This window comes from Nocardia sp. NPDC058480 (assembly GCF_042720495.1).
Taxonomy (GTDB): Bacteria; Actinomycetota; Actinomycetes; order Mycobacteriales; family Mycobacteriaceae; genus Nocardia.
The window spans coordinates 176,597-190,183 of record NZ_JBHXMN010000011.1; the positions used below are offsets into that span (position 1 = coordinate 176,597).

14 protein-coding genes are annotated in these 13,587 nt (G+C 67.2%); 8 read left to right on the top strand and 6 right to left on the bottom strand.

The genetic code is table 11. The annotated features are described in order from the left end of the window. Nucleotides 1-67 precede the first annotated feature (67 nt). Together ACFWO8_RS24240 and ACFWO8_RS24245 are read left to right on the top strand one after the other, a co-directional pair. Nucleotides 68-1,006: an esterase/lipase family protein gene (locus ACFWO8_RS24240; RefSeq protein ID WP_378962538.1), complete on the top strand. Its 939-nt coding sequence runs from the start codon at nt 68-70 to the stop codon at nt 1,004-1,006. 275 nt (nt 1,007-1,281) lie between these two features. Then, nucleotides 1,282-3,849 carry an ATP-dependent Clp protease ATP-binding subunit gene (locus ACFWO8_RS24245; RefSeq protein WP_378962548.1) on the top strand — a complete coding sequence of 856 codons (2,568 nt, stop codon included), beginning with the start codon at nt 1,282-1,284 and terminating at the stop codon, nt 3,847-3,849. A 140-nt stretch (nt 3,850-3,989) separates the two neighbouring features. Here ACFWO8_RS24245 and ACFWO8_RS24250 read toward each other — a convergent pair whose 3' ends face one another. After that, complete coding sequence (locus ACFWO8_RS24250; RefSeq protein WP_378962551.1) at nt 3,990-4,253, bottom strand: SHOCT domain-containing protein; 264 nt, start codon at nt 4,251-4,253, stop codon at nt 3,990-3,992. 130 nt (nt 4,254-4,383) lie between these two features. Here ACFWO8_RS24250 and ACFWO8_RS24255 point away from each other — a divergent pair, with 130 nt between their 5' ends. After that, a complete protein-coding gene (locus ACFWO8_RS24255; protein WP_378962556.1) occupies nt 4,384-5,232 on the top strand; it encodes a helix-turn-helix domain-containing protein in 849 nt (282 codons plus the stop codon). On the opposite strand, the gene ACFWO8_RS24260 is transcribed toward ACFWO8_RS24255, so the two are convergent. Together ACFWO8_RS24260 and ACFWO8_RS24265 are read right to left on the bottom strand one after the other, a co-directional pair. Then, on the bottom strand, nt 5,209-6,402 hold the full coding sequence (locus tag ACFWO8_RS24260; protein WP_378962564.1) for an MFS transporter: 1,194 nt from the start codon (nt 6,400-6,402) through the stop codon (nt 5,209-5,211). The genes ACFWO8_RS24255 and ACFWO8_RS24260 overlap by 24 nt on opposite strands. A gap of 126 nt (nt 6,403-6,528) precedes the next feature. Beyond that, a complete protein-coding gene (locus ACFWO8_RS24265; RefSeq protein ID WP_378962572.1) occupies nt 6,529-6,993 on the bottom strand; it encodes a DUF1877 family protein in 465 nt (154 codons plus the stop codon). 160 nt (nt 6,994-7,153) lie between these two features. Here ACFWO8_RS24265 and ACFWO8_RS24270 point away from each other — a divergent pair, with 160 nt between their 5' ends. Then, on the top strand, nt 7,154-7,801 hold the full coding sequence (locus ACFWO8_RS24270) for a VWA domain-containing protein (protein WP_378962576.1): 648 nt from the start codon (nt 7,154-7,156) through the stop codon (nt 7,799-7,801). 4 nt (nt 7,802-7,805) lie between these two features. Here the strand turns inward: ACFWO8_RS24270 and ACFWO8_RS24275 are convergent, their stop codons facing one another. Both ACFWO8_RS24275 and ACFWO8_RS24280 read right to left on the bottom strand, forming a co-directional pair. Further along, the gene (locus tag ACFWO8_RS24275) at nt 7,806-8,531 is read right to left on the bottom strand and encodes a response regulator (RefSeq protein WP_378962582.1); all 726 of its coding nucleotides are present in this window, start codon (nt 8,529-8,531) and stop codon (nt 7,806-7,808) included. Between the two features lie 40 nt (nt 8,532-8,571). Further along, on the bottom strand, nt 8,572-9,846 hold the full coding sequence (locus ACFWO8_RS24280; RefSeq protein ID WP_378962591.1) for a sensor histidine kinase: 1,275 nt from the start codon (nt 9,844-9,846) through the stop codon (nt 8,572-8,574). Between the two features lie 214 nt (nt 9,847-10,060). On the opposite strand from ACFWO8_RS24280, the gene ACFWO8_RS24285 reads away from it, so the two are divergent. Together ACFWO8_RS24285 and ACFWO8_RS24290 are read left to right on the top strand one after the other, a co-directional pair. Then, nucleotides 10,061-10,960 carry an ABC transporter ATP-binding protein gene (locus ACFWO8_RS24285; RefSeq protein ID WP_378962602.1) on the top strand — a complete coding sequence of 300 codons (900 nt, stop codon included), beginning with the start codon at nt 10,061-10,063 and terminating at the stop codon, nt 10,958-10,960. Further along, nucleotides 10,957-11,817: an ABC transporter permease gene (locus tag ACFWO8_RS24290; protein WP_378962606.1), complete on the top strand. Its 861-nt coding sequence runs from the start codon at nt 10,957-10,959 to the stop codon at nt 11,815-11,817. The genes ACFWO8_RS24285 and ACFWO8_RS24290 overlap by 4 nt, the downstream gene beginning before the upstream one ends. A gap of 66 nt (nt 11,818-11,883) precedes the next feature. On the opposite strand, the gene ACFWO8_RS24295 is transcribed toward ACFWO8_RS24290, so the two are convergent. Next, the gene (locus tag ACFWO8_RS24295; RefSeq protein ID WP_378962612.1) at nt 11,884-12,492 is read right to left on the bottom strand and encodes a TetR/AcrR family transcriptional regulator; all 609 of its coding nucleotides are present in this window, start codon (nt 12,490-12,492) and stop codon (nt 11,884-11,886) included. 103 nt (nt 12,493-12,595) lie between these two features. On the opposite strand from ACFWO8_RS24295, the gene ACFWO8_RS24300 reads away from it, so the two are divergent. Continuing rightward, nucleotides 12,596-13,249, top strand: a complete 654-nt coding sequence (locus ACFWO8_RS24300; protein WP_378962617.1) for an FMN-dependent NADH-azoreductase — start codon at nt 12,596-12,598, stop codon at nt 13,247-13,249. Continuing rightward, the gene (locus tag ACFWO8_RS24305; RefSeq protein WP_378962624.1) at nt 13,246-13,566 is read left to right on the top strand and encodes a DMT family transporter; all 321 of its coding nucleotides are present in this window, start codon (nt 13,246-13,248) and stop codon (nt 13,564-13,566) included. The genes ACFWO8_RS24300 and ACFWO8_RS24305 overlap by 4 nt, the downstream gene beginning before the upstream one ends. Nucleotides 13,567-13,587 lie beyond the last annotated feature (21 nt).

Below are 13,587 nucleotides of genomic sequence, written 5' to 3' on the forward strand. Positions count from 1 at the left end.
GTAGTGCCACGCGATCACTAGAACGTGTTCCATGATCAGTGGAACACGTTCTAGTGAGGAGTCGTTCATGCGACGTAGTTCGCTTCTGGTGATGGCCGCGGCGGCCCTGCTCGCCTGCCTGCCCGCCACCGCGTCAGCCCAGCCGCTCCCGGTCGACTACAACTTCTTCGCCGGCATCCCGAATGAGCTCGCCGATCCCGGTGGCTCGCTGCCCGGTTCCAACGACTGGTCCTGCCGCCCGAGCGCTATGCATCCGAATCCCGTCGTGCTCATTCACGGCACGGCAGGTGGCGCACAGACCAATTGGGGCGCGTACGTTCCGCTGCTCGCGAATGAGGGCTACTGCGTCTACGCCCTCAACTATGGCGCGCTGGATGTGCCGTGGCCGCTGTCGGCCATGGGCGGAATGCGTCCGATCGCCGAGAGCGGCGCGCAGTTGGCCGCTTTCGTGGAGCGCGTGCGGTCGGCCACTGGCGCGCGACAGGTGGACTTCCTCAGTCACTCGCAGGGGAGTCTGGTGGGGAGTTACTACCTGAAGCGTCTCGACGGTGCTGAGACGGTGGACAAGTTCGTTTCCCTGGCGGGACCGTGGCTGGGTGTGTACGGCGATCAGATGGACGTATGGCGGACCGTCGGGCAGCGGCTCGGCGTGGCCGCCGACGATCTGGACCGCATGGTCTCCGCCGGCGTGTGCTCGCCGTGCTCGGAATTGATGGGGGGATCGGCGTTCATGCGGGCGCTGAACGCCGACGGCGTCTATGTCCCTGGCGTCGCCTACACCAACATCGCTACGGTCTACGACGAGATAGCCACCCCCTACACCAGCGGCCTGGTGGCCGGGCCCAACGCGGCGAATATCGTGGTGCAGGACGGGTGCCCGGCTGACTTCTCCGAGCACCTGGCAATCGCGGGCAGCCAACGCGCGGCCGGTTACGTCCTCAACGCTCTCGATCCCGCCAGGCAGGCCGCGGTGCCCTGCGAGTTCGTCCCACCCTTCACCGGTTAACCAACCCCGGCGCGATTTCGCTGTAGGCAAAACTGAAGGGGAAACGAATGCCGCGACGTGCGCGTTGTGAGTGAATGACCATGTTGTCGCCGGTCTTCAATAGGGTGGACCGGCGGCGGCGGAATCCCCTGCCAACTAGAGTGGATGGCGGGGGCCGCAACCCCCGGGCTTCATGGCAGGCTGACGGCGAAAGTTGTCGGTCCGACGCCCTAGGTTGTATCGAGCATACTGCGGCGTCTGTTGCCAGAATGTCGGAGCAGGAGAGTGAGGGAGCGATGTTCGAGAGGTTCACCGACCGCGCGAGGCGTGTCGTTGTCCTGGCCCAAGAAGAGGCCCGGATGCTCAACCACAACTACATCGGCACCGAGCACATCCTGCTTGGGTTGATCCACGAGGGCGAGGGTGTGGCGGCGAAGTCGCTGGAGTCCCTTGGTATCTCGCTGGAGGGTGTGCGTAGCCAGGTCGAGGAGATCATCGGGCAGGGCCAGCAGGCGCCGTCCGGTCACATCCCCTTCACCCCGCGTGCCAAAAAGGTGCTGGAGCTGAGCCTTCGCGAGGCGCTGCAGCTCGGCCACAACTACATCGGTACCGAGCACATCCTGCTCGGCCTCATCCGCGAGGGCGAGGGCGTTGCGGCCCAGGTGCTGGTCAAGCTCGGTGCCGACCTCAACCGTGTCCGTCAGCAGGTCATCCAGCTGCTGTCCGGGTACCAGGGCAAGGAGCCCGTCGAGGGCGCCGGTCCGCGCGGCGAGGCGGGCACTCCGTCCACATCGCTGGTGCTCGACCAGTTCGGCCGCAACCTCACTCAGGCCGCGCTCGAGGGCAAGCTCGACCCGGTCATCGGCCGCTCGAAGGAAATCGAGCGCGTCATGCAGGTGCTGAGCCGCCGCACCAAGAACAACCCGGTGCTGATCGGCGAGCCCGGTGTCGGTAAGACCGCGGTCGTCGAGGGCCTCGCACAGGCCATCGTCAACGGCGAGGTCCCCGAGACCCTCAAGGACAAGCAGCTCTACACCCTCGACCTGGGCTCCCTGGTCGCGGGCAGCCGCTACCGCGGTGACTTCGAAGAGCGCCTCAAGAAGGTGCTCAAGGAGATCAACACCCGCGGCGACATCATCCTGTTCATCGACGAGCTGCACACGCTCGTCGGCGCGGGTGCTGCCGAAGGCGCCATCGACGCGGCCTCGATCCTGAAGCCGAAGCTGGCCCGTGGCGAGCTGCAGACCATCGGTGCCACCACGCTCGACGAGTACCGCAAGTACATCGAGAAGGATGCCGCCCTGGAACGCCGTTTCCAGCCGGTCCAGGTGGGCGAGCCGACCGTCGAGCACACCATCGACATCCTCAAGGGTCTGCGCGATCGCTACGAGGCACACCACCGGGTCTCCATCACCGATAGTGCGCTCGTCGCCGCCGCCACCCTGGCCGATCGCTACATCAACGACCGGTTCCTGCCGGACAAGGCGATCGACCTGATCGACGAAGCGGGCGCGCGCATGCGCATCCGCCGGATGACCGCTCCGCCGGACCTGCGCGACTTCGACGACAAGATCGCCGATGCTCGCCGGGAGAAGGAAAGCGCTATCGACGCGCAGGACTTCGAGAAGGCCGCGCGTCTGCGCGACAAAGAGAAGCAGCTCGTCGCCAAGCGTGCCGAGCGCGAAAAGCAGTGGCGCTCAGGCGATCTGGATGTCGTGGCCGAGGTCGACGACGAGCAGATCGCGGAGGTGCTCGCCAACTGGACCGGCATCCCCGTCTTCAAGCTCACCGAGGAGGAGACCACCCGTCTGCTCCGCATGGAGGACGAGATCCACAAGCGGATCATCGGCCAGGAGGATGCCGTCAAGGCCGTCTCCAAGGCGATCCGCCGCACTCGCGCCGGTCTGAAGGACCCCAAGCGTCCGTCGGGCTCGTTCATCTTCGCCGGCCCCTCGGGTGTCGGTAAGACCGAGCTCGCCAAGTCGCTGGCGAACTTCCTGTTCGGCGACGACGACGCGCTCATCCAGATCGATATGGGCGAGTTCCACGACCGCTTCACCGCTTCTCGTCTGTTCGGTGCCCCTCCCGGGTACGTGGGCTACGAGGAGGGCGGCCAGCTCACCGAGAAGGTGCGCCGCAAGCCGTTCTCGGTGGTGCTGTTCGACGAGATCGAGAAGGCGCACCAGGAGATCTACAACACCCTCCTGCAGGTGCTCGAGGACGGTCGTCTCACCGACGGTCAGGGTCGTACGGTCGACTTCAAGAACACCGTGCTGATCTTCACCTCGAACCTGGGCACCTCCGACATTTCCAAGGCTGTCGGCCTGGGCTTCACCCAGTCCAACGCCGAGGGCTCGAACTACGAGCGGATGAAGCTCAAGGTCAACGACGAGCTGAAGAAGCACTTCCGCCCCGAGTTCCTCAACCGCATCGACGACGTGATCGTCTTCCACCAGCTCACGAGCGAACAGATCGTGCAGATGGTTGACCTGATGATCGCCCGCGTCTCGAAGCAGCTGAAGAACAAGGACATGGCGATGGAGCTGACCGATCAGGCCAAGAGCCTGCTCGCCAAGCGCGGTTTCGACCCGGTCCTCGGTGCGCGTCCGCTGCGTCGCACGATCCAGCGCGAGATCGAAGACCAGCTGTCGGAGAAGATCCTCTTCGGCGAGATCGGCGCGGGCCAGACCATCGTGGTCGACGTCGAAGGCTGGAACGGCGAGGGTCTCGGCGAGGACGCCAAGTTCACCTTCACCGGCAAGACGAAGCTGACCAAGGCTTCCGCGGGCGACGACAAGCCCGAGGTGGTCCTCACCGGCGCAGCCGAGGGCACCGCGCCCGAGTCTGCCGCCTCCGGCGAGTAGTCAGCAGAACCGAAAAAGCCCGCCCCCGAACTGTTCGGGGGCGGGCTTGTTCGTTATCCGAACCGGCTAGCCGTCTTAGCCACCGGTGACTTCGCGAGACCGCGCGAGGACCGGGGCGAAGGCGGTAGTCAGCCGAATCGCTACTTCTTCCCGCGCGGTTCGCTCAGCACCGCGAGCCTGGTGCGGTATTCGTCCTCGGTGATCTCGCCGCGAGCGAAGCCTTCACGCAGCGCGCCCACCGCGCCGCCGCGTCCCACGCACCGTCGGCGGGCGAAGAAGAGCAGTCCGATCACGGCGATCCAGAAGATCACGGGGAAAATCCAGAAGAACGGCCAGGGATGCCACCCTCCGTCGTAGTGGTCGGCCAGCAGGGTCAGCGTTGTCGCGCTATCGAAAATGTTCATGTCTCGAGCGTGCTCGCTCGAATGATCGACGACATCGGCCGCGAGACCCGACCCGGTGTACGTCCCGACGCGTACGAGCCGCCGACCGGTACCGTGAAGTGCAGCCGAATTCCATCATGAGGGGTGCGCAGTGACGCAGACAGATGGTGCGCTGAGCCTCGATGATGTGTTGGCCGGTGTGCAGTGGCGGTTCGCGGGGCGCGACGAGTTCGCGCTGACGGCGGGCCAGTGGGAGTTCATGACCGAACCGAGTGCGCTCGTTGTGCTCGACGGGCTGGTCCGCGTCGAAGGGCTCAGTACGGCAGAGGATCTGGCCAGCGGTGACTTTCTGTTCGTCCCTGGCACAACACGATTCGCGATCAACGCGCTGTCGGCGGGCCGGGTGCTTCGGGTGCGCCTCGAACCCGTCGGGACCGGCAGCGCCATGGCAGCGCTGCCGCAACGGCTGCTGCTGACCGGTTTCGTCGACCACACGCCGCTGGCCGCGACCATGTTTCGCCACTTGGTCGAACAATGCCCTGATCCATTCGGTGTTCAGGGCGACCGGGTGGCCACGTTGATCACCTCGATGGCGATCGAGTCCTGGCACGCTCGTGGCTGCGCGCCGCCACGGTGGCTACTGCGGGTGAACGAGCCCGGATTGGCGCATGCGGTGGCCGCGATGCATGCCGACCCGGGACAGGTTTGGACCGTCGAGGGGCTGGCGAAGATCGCGCTGGCCTCGCGGTCCGGGTTCGCCGCCAGGTTCCAGGCAGCGACCGGTCTCACGCCGGGCCGGTACCTGACGAAACTGCGGATCGAGCGGGCGCAACTGCTGTTGGCCGACCACGCGGTGCCGGTCGGCACGGTGGCCCGCCGCCTCGGCTATCGCTCGGAGACGGCATTCGGCCGGGCGTTCCGGCGGCACACGGGTCGCACGCCGTCGGATTGGCGGCGTGCGACCCGTGTATCGATGTCAGTGCCCCGCTCGGGTGAGTGAGCGCCGGATCAGCACGCCGCCGAGTACCGCGGCGACGGCGCCGAGCGCGTAGGTAGGGGCCAGACCGATGCTGTCCACGCCGCGTCCACCGACCGCGGAGCCGAGAATGATCGCCAACTGGAAACCGCCGACGACCAGCCCGCTGCCCGCTTCCATCCGATCGGGCAGCACCCGCGACACCCACACCTGCACGAGATTGAGGATGCCGCCGAACGCGGTCCCCCAGATGACCACGGCCAGGTAGGCGAGCGGGGCGAACGCCGCGGAGGCGATGATCGCCAGCAGGGAAAGCCCGATGGCCGTTGGCACCGCCAGCAGCAGGGCCCCGAGGTGGCGGTCGGCGAGTGCGCCGAGGACGAAGTTGCCGAACAGACCACCGACACCGAACAGGGCGAGCAGGACCGGGATCGCCGCTGGGCCCGCGCCGAGCAGGTCGGCCATGGCCGGGCGGATGTAGGTGTATCCCGCGAAGTGCCCGCCGACAACGGCGACCATGCTGGCCAGGCCGAGCGTCACCCCCGGAGCCCGCAGCGCGCTACCGAGTGCGGCGAACCCGATGCCGTTGCTCGGCGCGATCGGCGGCAGCACCAGCCGCACGGCGACGGCGGTGGCGGCGGTCAGTGCGGCCGTGACCAGAAATGTCGTCCGCCAGCCGGCGTAGGTGCTCAACAGCACCCCGAGCGGCACCCCCGCCACCGTCGCGACCGTGGTCCCCGCGTTCACGATCATCATTGCCTTGCCGAGCCGTTCGGCGGGCACGAGCTTCGCGGCGATCACCAGCGCCATCGACCAGTAGCCACCGACGGCGAGCCCGAGCAGCAGCCGCGCGATCAGCAACAGCGCGATGTTCGGTGCAAGCGCCACAACAACATTCGAAACCGCGGCCCCGATGGTCAACACGATCAGCAACGTGCGCCGATTCACCCGTGGAAACAGCGAACCCAGCCCGAGCGCGGCCACCAAAGCGGTCAGCGCCGTCGCGCTCACCGACAATCCGACAACCCCTTCGGGTACACCGAGGTCGTTCGCGAGCGCGGTGAGCACGCCCGGCGGCAGGAACTCCGCGGTCACCAGCGTGAAGCTGCCGAGGAACATGGTCAGCAAGGCGGGCAACGCGGCGCGACGCGAAAGTCCCGATGCCGCAGCGCTCGTCGTCAATGTGTTGGTCATGTCGGATGCAACAGCGCGAACATCGCCGGCACGCGACCCAAACGCCACGGCGATCGACCTGAACGCCAATGTCGCGCTTGCTGGTTCGCCACCGGATCGGCAGTTCTCGGCAATGGCCGTGGCGGGTTACGCGAATCGACCGATAACCGCAGAATTCGTCGAAGACGCGTAGGCGAAGAATTCCCGCAGTTGGGCGTAGCCGTCGCCCAGGTATTCGAGCGCTTCGTCGCGGTCATCCCAGATGTCCGGGCGCGCGGCCTCCTCGTCCATCAACTCGGGGGAGAAAACCGCGGCGAGCCGGTCGAACGGTGTCGAGCTGAGGACCTTCGCTGCCGCGGCGACCTCTTCCGGGGTCCACACGCTGAGGCAGTCCTCTCGATGAGTCGGCTGGTCGTCGTGCAAGAGGTCGAAGTCGACGGCGGCCGCGGGGAACAGCAGGCGCAGTCCGTCCCATGCTTGGTCGAGGTCGCCGGACGGTTCCCCCTCGGCCAGGGTCGGTGCGTCGAGGAATTCATCGGGGACATCGAGTGACCCGGTGATGCGGTCGGCATCGGCGGGGGAAATGCGGGTGAAGATGAAAATGATGCTCATGGCGTGACGCTCATTTCGGACGCGGTGGCGGGATCGTGGTGACGGTAGAAATCGCGCCTTGGCGATAGCTTGGCGTCTGCTTTTCGCCGGCTCGACAGCGCAATTGCGCGGCGTACCGTGGGAATTGCTCTATCCAACCGACACGGGGGTGTTCGCACACATGACTGATACCGACCGCACTCTGATTGCCGTTCTGCTCGATCGTTCCGGGTCGATGCAGACGATCAAGGCCGATACCGAAGGTGGGTTGGCCGCCTATTTCGAGCAGCAGCGGGCGGTGCCGAAGCAGATCGAGGTCACGCTCGCTCAGTTCGACACCACCTACGACGTCGTCTACTCGAACGTGCCGCTGGCCCAGGTGCCAGCGCCGAGTCTGCATCCGCGGGGCGGGACCGCGCTCTACGACGCACTCGGCAAGCTCGTCACCAGCGTGGGCGCCGAACTGGCCGAGCGCCCCGAGCACGAACGTCCCGGCACCGTGATCATCGTCGTCCTCACCGACGGTCACGAGAACTCCAGCCGCGAATGGACGCACGCCGCCGTGAAGTCGCTGATCACCCAGCAGCAGGACGTCTACAACTGGACCTTCGTCTTCCTCGGCGCCAACATGGATGCCGTCGAAGTAGGCTCCAACCTCGGCTTCGACCCCGGCTCGGCCATCACCTACGCCCCGGTCGCCGGCGGCGTCCGAGGCGCCTTCGACGCCCTCTCCGCCTACTCCGCCCGAGCCCAAGCCGCCCCCGCGGGCGCCGCCCGCCGCGCCCGCTTCTCCGCCTCCGAACGTCGACAAGCAGACCAGGGCAAGTAGTCACCTATCGCCAACCTGGGCGGACCAGGCCTGATTCGTAGGCGAGGACTACGAGTTGGGTGCGGTCTCGGGCGTCGAGTTTGGTGAGGATTCGGCTGACGTGGGTGCGGGCGGTGGCGGGGGACATGTAGAGGCGGGCGCCTATTTCGGCGTTGGTGAGGCCCTCGGCCACCAGGGTCATCACCTCGCGTTCGCGGTCGGTGAGTTCGGCGAAGGCGGCGGGGGGTGGTTGTTTGGCGTGGGTGGAGAACTCGGCGAGGAGGCGACGGGTGACGCCGGGGGAGAGGAGGGCGTCGCCCGCGGCTACGACGCGGACGGCACGGAGCAGGTCGGCGGGTTCGGTGTGCTTGACCAGGAAGCCCGCGGCGCCGGCGCGGATCGCTTCGAAGACGTATTCGTCGAGTTCGAAGGTGGTGAGGACGACGACGCGGACCGGCGCGAGCTGGGGGTCATCGGCGATCATCCGGGTGGCGGCGAGGCCGTCGAGGATCGGCATGCGGATGTCCATCAGCACCACATCGGGGACCAGGGCGCGGGTCATCCGGACGGCCTGCTCACCGTTTTCGGCCTCGCCGATCACCTCGATGTCGTCCTGGGCATCGAGCAGGGCGACGAATCCGCCGCGAACCAGCGCTTGATCGTCGGCGACGAGGAGACGGATCTTCGCAGGTCCCACACCGATCGGCGGCACGTCGGCACCTGAGAAGCCGGAACTGTGCGGGGTGCTCATGCTTGGTCCGTTCGGCGGCCTGGGTCCGGGCGTCGGCCGCTCATGCGCTGGCCTCCTTACCGTTGGTCGACGTCGGGCTGGCATCGGTAGCCGCTGGTCGAGCGGGCAATCTCGCCGCCACTCGGAACCCGCCCGAGGGGCGCGGTCCCGCGGTGAGCGCCCCACCCAAAGCGTGTGCCCGTTCCCGCATCCCGATGATCCCGTTGCCGCCGATCCCGGTTCGGACAGCGGTCTCGGTCGGCCGGGTGTTGTCGACGGTGATGTCCACCGATTCCGGTGTGTACCGCAGGGTGATCAGCGCTGTCGCGCCGGGCGCGTGCCGCACCACGTTGGTCAGCGATTCCTGAACGATCCTGGCCGCCGCCACATCGATAACGCTGGGCAGTTTCTTGGGCGTACCGATGATCTTGGTGTCGACGTCGAGCCCGGTCGCCCGGGTGCGCTCGAGCAGGGTGTCGAGGTCGTCGAGGGTTGGTGCGGGAGCACGCGGCGCGGGGCGTGGCGGAACGGGCACGTCATCGGACACGCCAACATGTTCGGGGTACTCCGGCACCACCGCGGTCCCGCTGCGAATCGCGTGCAGCAGCGTATGCACCTCGGTCAGCGCCTCTTTCGACGTTGTCTTGATGGTCGCCAACGCCGCGGCCGCCTGCTGCGGCTTGCGATCGAACAGCTCGAGCGCCACCGACGACTGCACATTGATCAGCGAAAGACTGTGCGCGAGAACATCGTGCAGCTCCCTGGCAATGGCCAACCGCTCCTCGGACGCCGCCCTGGCCTGCTGTGCCTGTTCGTCGCGCTGGGCCGCCTCGGCCCGCTGCTTGCGCGCGAGCACCACCGCGCGCCGCTGCCGTACCCCCTCCGCGATCGCGACCAGCACGCCCATCCAGGCCAGCAGCCCGAAGATCTGCCACGCGTCGGAGTGCCGCCCGAGCAGGGCGGGCAACGGCCACACCATCGTCAGGTAGACGATCGCGACCACCGGGTATGTGCGCCATCGTGATCCGGTGATGGCCGCCGTCAGGAAGGCGATCACCAGCGAAAGGAAAATCGGCCCGTACCCGTAGTCGCGCAACACATACGTCACCGCGGCGACCAACGCCACCAGCAGCACCGGTTCGGGCACCAGCCGCCGGAAACCGAGCGCGATCGGTCCCGCGAGCAGCAGCAGATACGCGAGCGCGTCCAGCGACCGCACTCCGGTTTGATGCGAATTCGCACCCGAACTACCGGCCAGCTGGATCAGCGCGACCACCACTGCCAGGCCCCAGTCCGCAACGACTGAGCCACGCTCCCACTTCGCAGACGTTCCCACGTGTCCAACCCTATTGCGTACCCGTGCCAGCCGCGTCGGCCTGCGCGCGTATTTCCCGCGAGAGGCGCACTGGGCCACCGCTTCGGCCGGTCAGCAGGCCCTTCTCGCCGGATACTCGCCGACGCTGTCGACCTGCCGTAGTCCGCGCGGCGTAGCACGATGCACGCCGCAGGACGGATGCCCCGGCACCCACTGAGCGCGGATTCTGAGTCCCATGAACGAATCGATCGTGGTCACCACCGAGCTGACCAAACGCTATGGCGAGCACCTCGCCGTGGACGCGGTGAGCATGCGGGTCGCGGCCGGGGAGATCTACGGATTCCTCGGACCCAACGGCGCGGGCAAGACCACCACGCTGCGAATGCTGGCCGGCCTCATCCGGCCCAGTGCGGGCACCGCGACCGTCCAGGGCCTGTCGCCAGGCGACCCGGAGGTGCTGCGCCGGATCGGCGTACTCATCGAAGGCCCCGGCTTCTACCCGTACCTCTCCGGTCGCGACAACCTGCGGGTACTGGCCCGTTATCGCGGCCACGGCAGTGCCGAGGTCGAGACGGCGCTGGAACGCGTCGGCCTGGCCGACCGGGCAGGCGACCGCTTCCGCACCTATTCGCTCGGCATGAAACAGCGCCTCGGCGTCGGCGCGGCCATGCTCGGCGACCCGGACCTGCTGATCCTCGACGAACCGACCAACGGCCTCGATCCAGCGGGCTTGGCCGAAATGCGCACGCTCATCACCGATCTCGCGGCTGACGGCCACACCGTGCTGCTGTCGAGCCACCAGCTCACCGAGGTGCAGGAGATCTGCCACCGCGTCGGAGTGATCTCCGGTGGCCGCTTGCTCGCGGAATCTACGGTGGCCGAATTGCGCGGAACCGCAACGCTTCTAGTTCGCGCAGAGCCCGTGGACGTGGCTCTCGACGCGGTGCGGGCGGTCACCGATGCGCCCGCACGGGCGGGCGCGGACGGCATCAGAGTGGAAACGAGCGCCGCGATGGCGCCGGATGTCGCGCGAGCTGTCGTATCGGCAGGCGCGGACCTGCTCGAACTGCTGGTGGACGAGAAATCCCTGGAAGAAGTGTTCTTCGAGATGACGGCTGTGGAGGTAGCGAAATGAACACCATGACAAGGGATCTCACCGCGAGCGTGCGCGCGGAAGCGGTACGCCTGAGCCGCTGGCCCGCCTTCTGGATCGTCCTCGGCACCTGGATCCTGCTCAACCTGACCTTCGCCTACCTCTTCAACTACCTCGCCTACACCTCGGGCGAAAACGGTGCGATGTCGGACGGGCTACCCCGCGACGTCCTCCTCGGACAACTCATGCCCGCCGCCGTCCCCGAGGTGTTCACCCAGGGCATGTCGATGTTCGGCGGGGCGCTGGTGCTGATCCTCGGTGCCCTCGCTGTCGGCAGCGGATATGGCTGGGGCACTTGGAAAACCGTGTTCACCCAGGGGCCGAGCCGGGCCGCGGCGGTGGCGGGACTCCTGTTGACCCTGCTGGGGGTGGTCATCGCCCTCGTTCTGGTCGCCTTCGCCGTCGACGTCGGGATCGCTACCGTGATCGCGGCCGGCGAATCCCAGCCGATCACCATGCCCTCGCTCGAGGATTCTCTCGTCGGAATCATCACCGGTACAGCCATTCTCGGCATGTGGACCTTCGCCGGTGCCCTCATCGGTGCCATCGCCCGCGGCCCCGCCCTCGCCGTCGGCCTCGGGCTGGTCTGGGTCCTGGTCGTGGAGAATCTGCTCCGCGGCGTCGCGGGGATCTTCGGCCCGATCGAAGCCGTCACCAACTTGCTCCCCGGCACCGCCGCGGGCTCGCTGGCCGGAGCGATGCGCACCGTGGAGGGCCCAGCCAACCCGGGCGTTCTCGACATCCTCACCCGCGGCGAATCTTTCGCTCTGCTGGCTGTCTACGTGACGGCCTTCGCGGGCGGCACGATCTGGCTCATGACCCGCCGCGATCTCACCTGACCCGCGCCTGCGAGCACGCCTCAACCCCGGCGTCGTTCCCGACGATGCCGGGGTTTTGCGCGAGAACTAAGACGCACCCAGGATTCGGTGGGCAAGCGTCGACAGGCCCTCGGCGATCTGCTCGGGTGACAACCCACGTTCGCGTTGCTGGAGGTAGACCTCGGCGGCGAGTGGCGCGAGGACTGTGTCGACCAGCGAATCCGGTTGTGGCACAGCAGCGTCGATCAGCAGCGATCGCACGTGCATCGACCAGAACCCATAGGCGCCGGTGGCGAAGCGGGCACCGCCGGTTTCCGCGCCGAGTACCAGATGCGCGTGGGCGGTGAGCAATTCGATCATCGCCGCGTAGAAGGCGGCGAGTCGATCGGCGGGGGGAGCGCCGGGGCCGAGTGGGGGTGCGCCGCGGAGCAGCTGTTCCTGGAGGGCGCGTTCGTGCTCGTCGAGGAGGGCGACGGCGATCGCGGTGCGGTCGGGGTAGCGGCGGTAGAGGGTGCCGCGGCCGACGCCGGCGGCCTTGGCGATGTCGTCCATCGTGACGGTGCGTGGGTCGCGGGTGGCGAAGAGTTCGGCGGCGGCCGCCAGCACTTTCGCGCGATTGCGGGCCGCGTCGGTGCGCTCGGCAGGTGGCGGCGCATCCCGCGCTGCGCCGGTGAGCAGGTCGGATCGGGGCTCCATGGGTCGACTGTAGCCCAGCGAGAAGTATCTGGACAGTCTGTCCGTTTGTGTTCTATCGTCGAGGAATCAACAAGCGGACAGGCTGTCCAGTTAGGAAAATGTCATGACGCACCTGCTGCATCTCGACGCCAGCGCTCGAACGAACTCCCTCAGTCGCAAGCTGGGTGCCGAATTCGTCCGCGCCTGGCGCGACGCGGAACCCGGCGGTACTTACACCTACCGCGACCTCGCCGCCGAGCCGACGCCGTTCATCGAGGAGGGCTGGACCGAACTGTGTGACGCCGTCCTCGCCGCCGGGGTCACCGACCTCGACCGGCTCGCGGAACTGGCCGTCACGCCCGCGGCGAAGACCGCATGGCAGATGGTCGAACCGCTGCTGGCGCAGGTGCTGGCCGCTGACGTGATCCTGATCGGCACCCCGATGTACAACTACTCCATCCCCGCCGCCCTCAAGGCGTGGCTCGACCAGATCACTTTTCCCCGAATGTCGCTGGGGCGGCGCAGGTTCGTTGTGGTCACGGCCCGTGGCGGTGCGTACTCGCCCGGCGCGCCGAAAGCCGCGTTCGACTATCAGGAGCGTTTCCTGCGTGACTTCTTCGCGGGCCACTTCGCCGTCACCGACACGGTTTTCGTCAACGCGGAACTGGCCAATGCCGTTCAGGACCCGAACCTGTCACACCTGCGCGACGTACACGAAGCCTCGCTCGCCGCCGCGCAGGCCGAAGTGCGCTCTCTCGCCAAGGAATACGCGCGATGAGCTGGCTGGTGCTCGGCCTGGCCGGGCTGGTCGAAATCGTCTGGTCGCAGACCATCAAACCGACCGAGAACTTCACCAAACCCGTCCCGACCCTGCTCTGCGTCGCGCTCGGCTCGCTGGCCGTCTACCTGCTCTCGCGCGCTATGCAGACCCTCCCGGTGGGCACTGCCTACGCGGTATTCACCGGAATCGGGGCACTCGGCGCGATCGGTCTCGGCGTGCTCGTGCACAAGGATCCGCTCAGCGCGGGCCGAGCGCTGGCACTGGCGCTGATCCTCGGCGGCATCGTGCTCGCGCGCGTGACGAATCCCGAGTAACGCTGTCGCGCACCCGATGCG

Bases quoted from the DNA above. Each gene is read 5' to 3' on its own strand.
- ACFWO8_RS24275 (WP_378962582.1), bottom strand. From the start codon at position 8,531: ATGAGCACCCCGCACAGTTCCGGCTTCTCAGGTGCCGACGTGCCGCCG.
- ACFWO8_RS24265 (WP_378962572.1), bottom strand. From the start codon at position 6,993: ATGAGCATCATTTTCATCTTCACCCGCATTTCCCCCGCCGATGCCGAC.
- ACFWO8_RS24260 (WP_378962564.1), bottom strand. From the start codon at position 6,402: ATGACCAACACATTGACGACGAGCGCTGCGGCATCGGGACTTTCGCGT.
- ACFWO8_RS24250 (WP_378962551.1), bottom strand. From the start codon at position 4,253: ATGAACATTTTCGATAGCGCGACAACGCTGACCCTGCTGGCCGACCAC.
- ACFWO8_RS24295 (WP_378962612.1), bottom strand. From the start codon at position 12,492: ATGGAGCCCCGATCCGACCTGCTCACCGGCGCAGCGCGGGATGCGCCG.
- ACFWO8_RS24290 (WP_378962606.1), top strand. From the start codon at position 10,957: ATGAACACCATGACAAGGGATCTCACCGCGAGCGTGCGCGCGGAAGCG.
- ACFWO8_RS24285 (WP_378962602.1), top strand. From the start codon at position 10,061: ATGAACGAATCGATCGTGGTCACCACCGAGCTGACCAAACGCTATGGC.
- ACFWO8_RS24305 (WP_378962624.1), top strand. From the start codon at position 13,246: ATGAGCTGGCTGGTGCTCGGCCTGGCCGGGCTGGTCGAAATCGTCTGG.
- ACFWO8_RS24270 (WP_378962576.1), top strand. From the start codon at position 7,154: ATGACTGATACCGACCGCACTCTGATTGCCGTTCTGCTCGATCGTTCC.
- ACFWO8_RS24240 (WP_378962538.1), top strand. From the start codon at position 68: ATGCGACGTAGTTCGCTTCTGGTGATGGCCGCGGCGGCCCTGCTCGCC.
- ACFWO8_RS24300 (WP_378962617.1), top strand. From the start codon at position 12,596: ATGACGCACCTGCTGCATCTCGACGCCAGCGCTCGAACGAACTCCCTC.
- ACFWO8_RS24245 (WP_378962548.1), top strand. From the start codon at position 1,282: ATGTTCGAGAGGTTCACCGACCGCGCGAGGCGTGTCGTTGTCCTGGCC.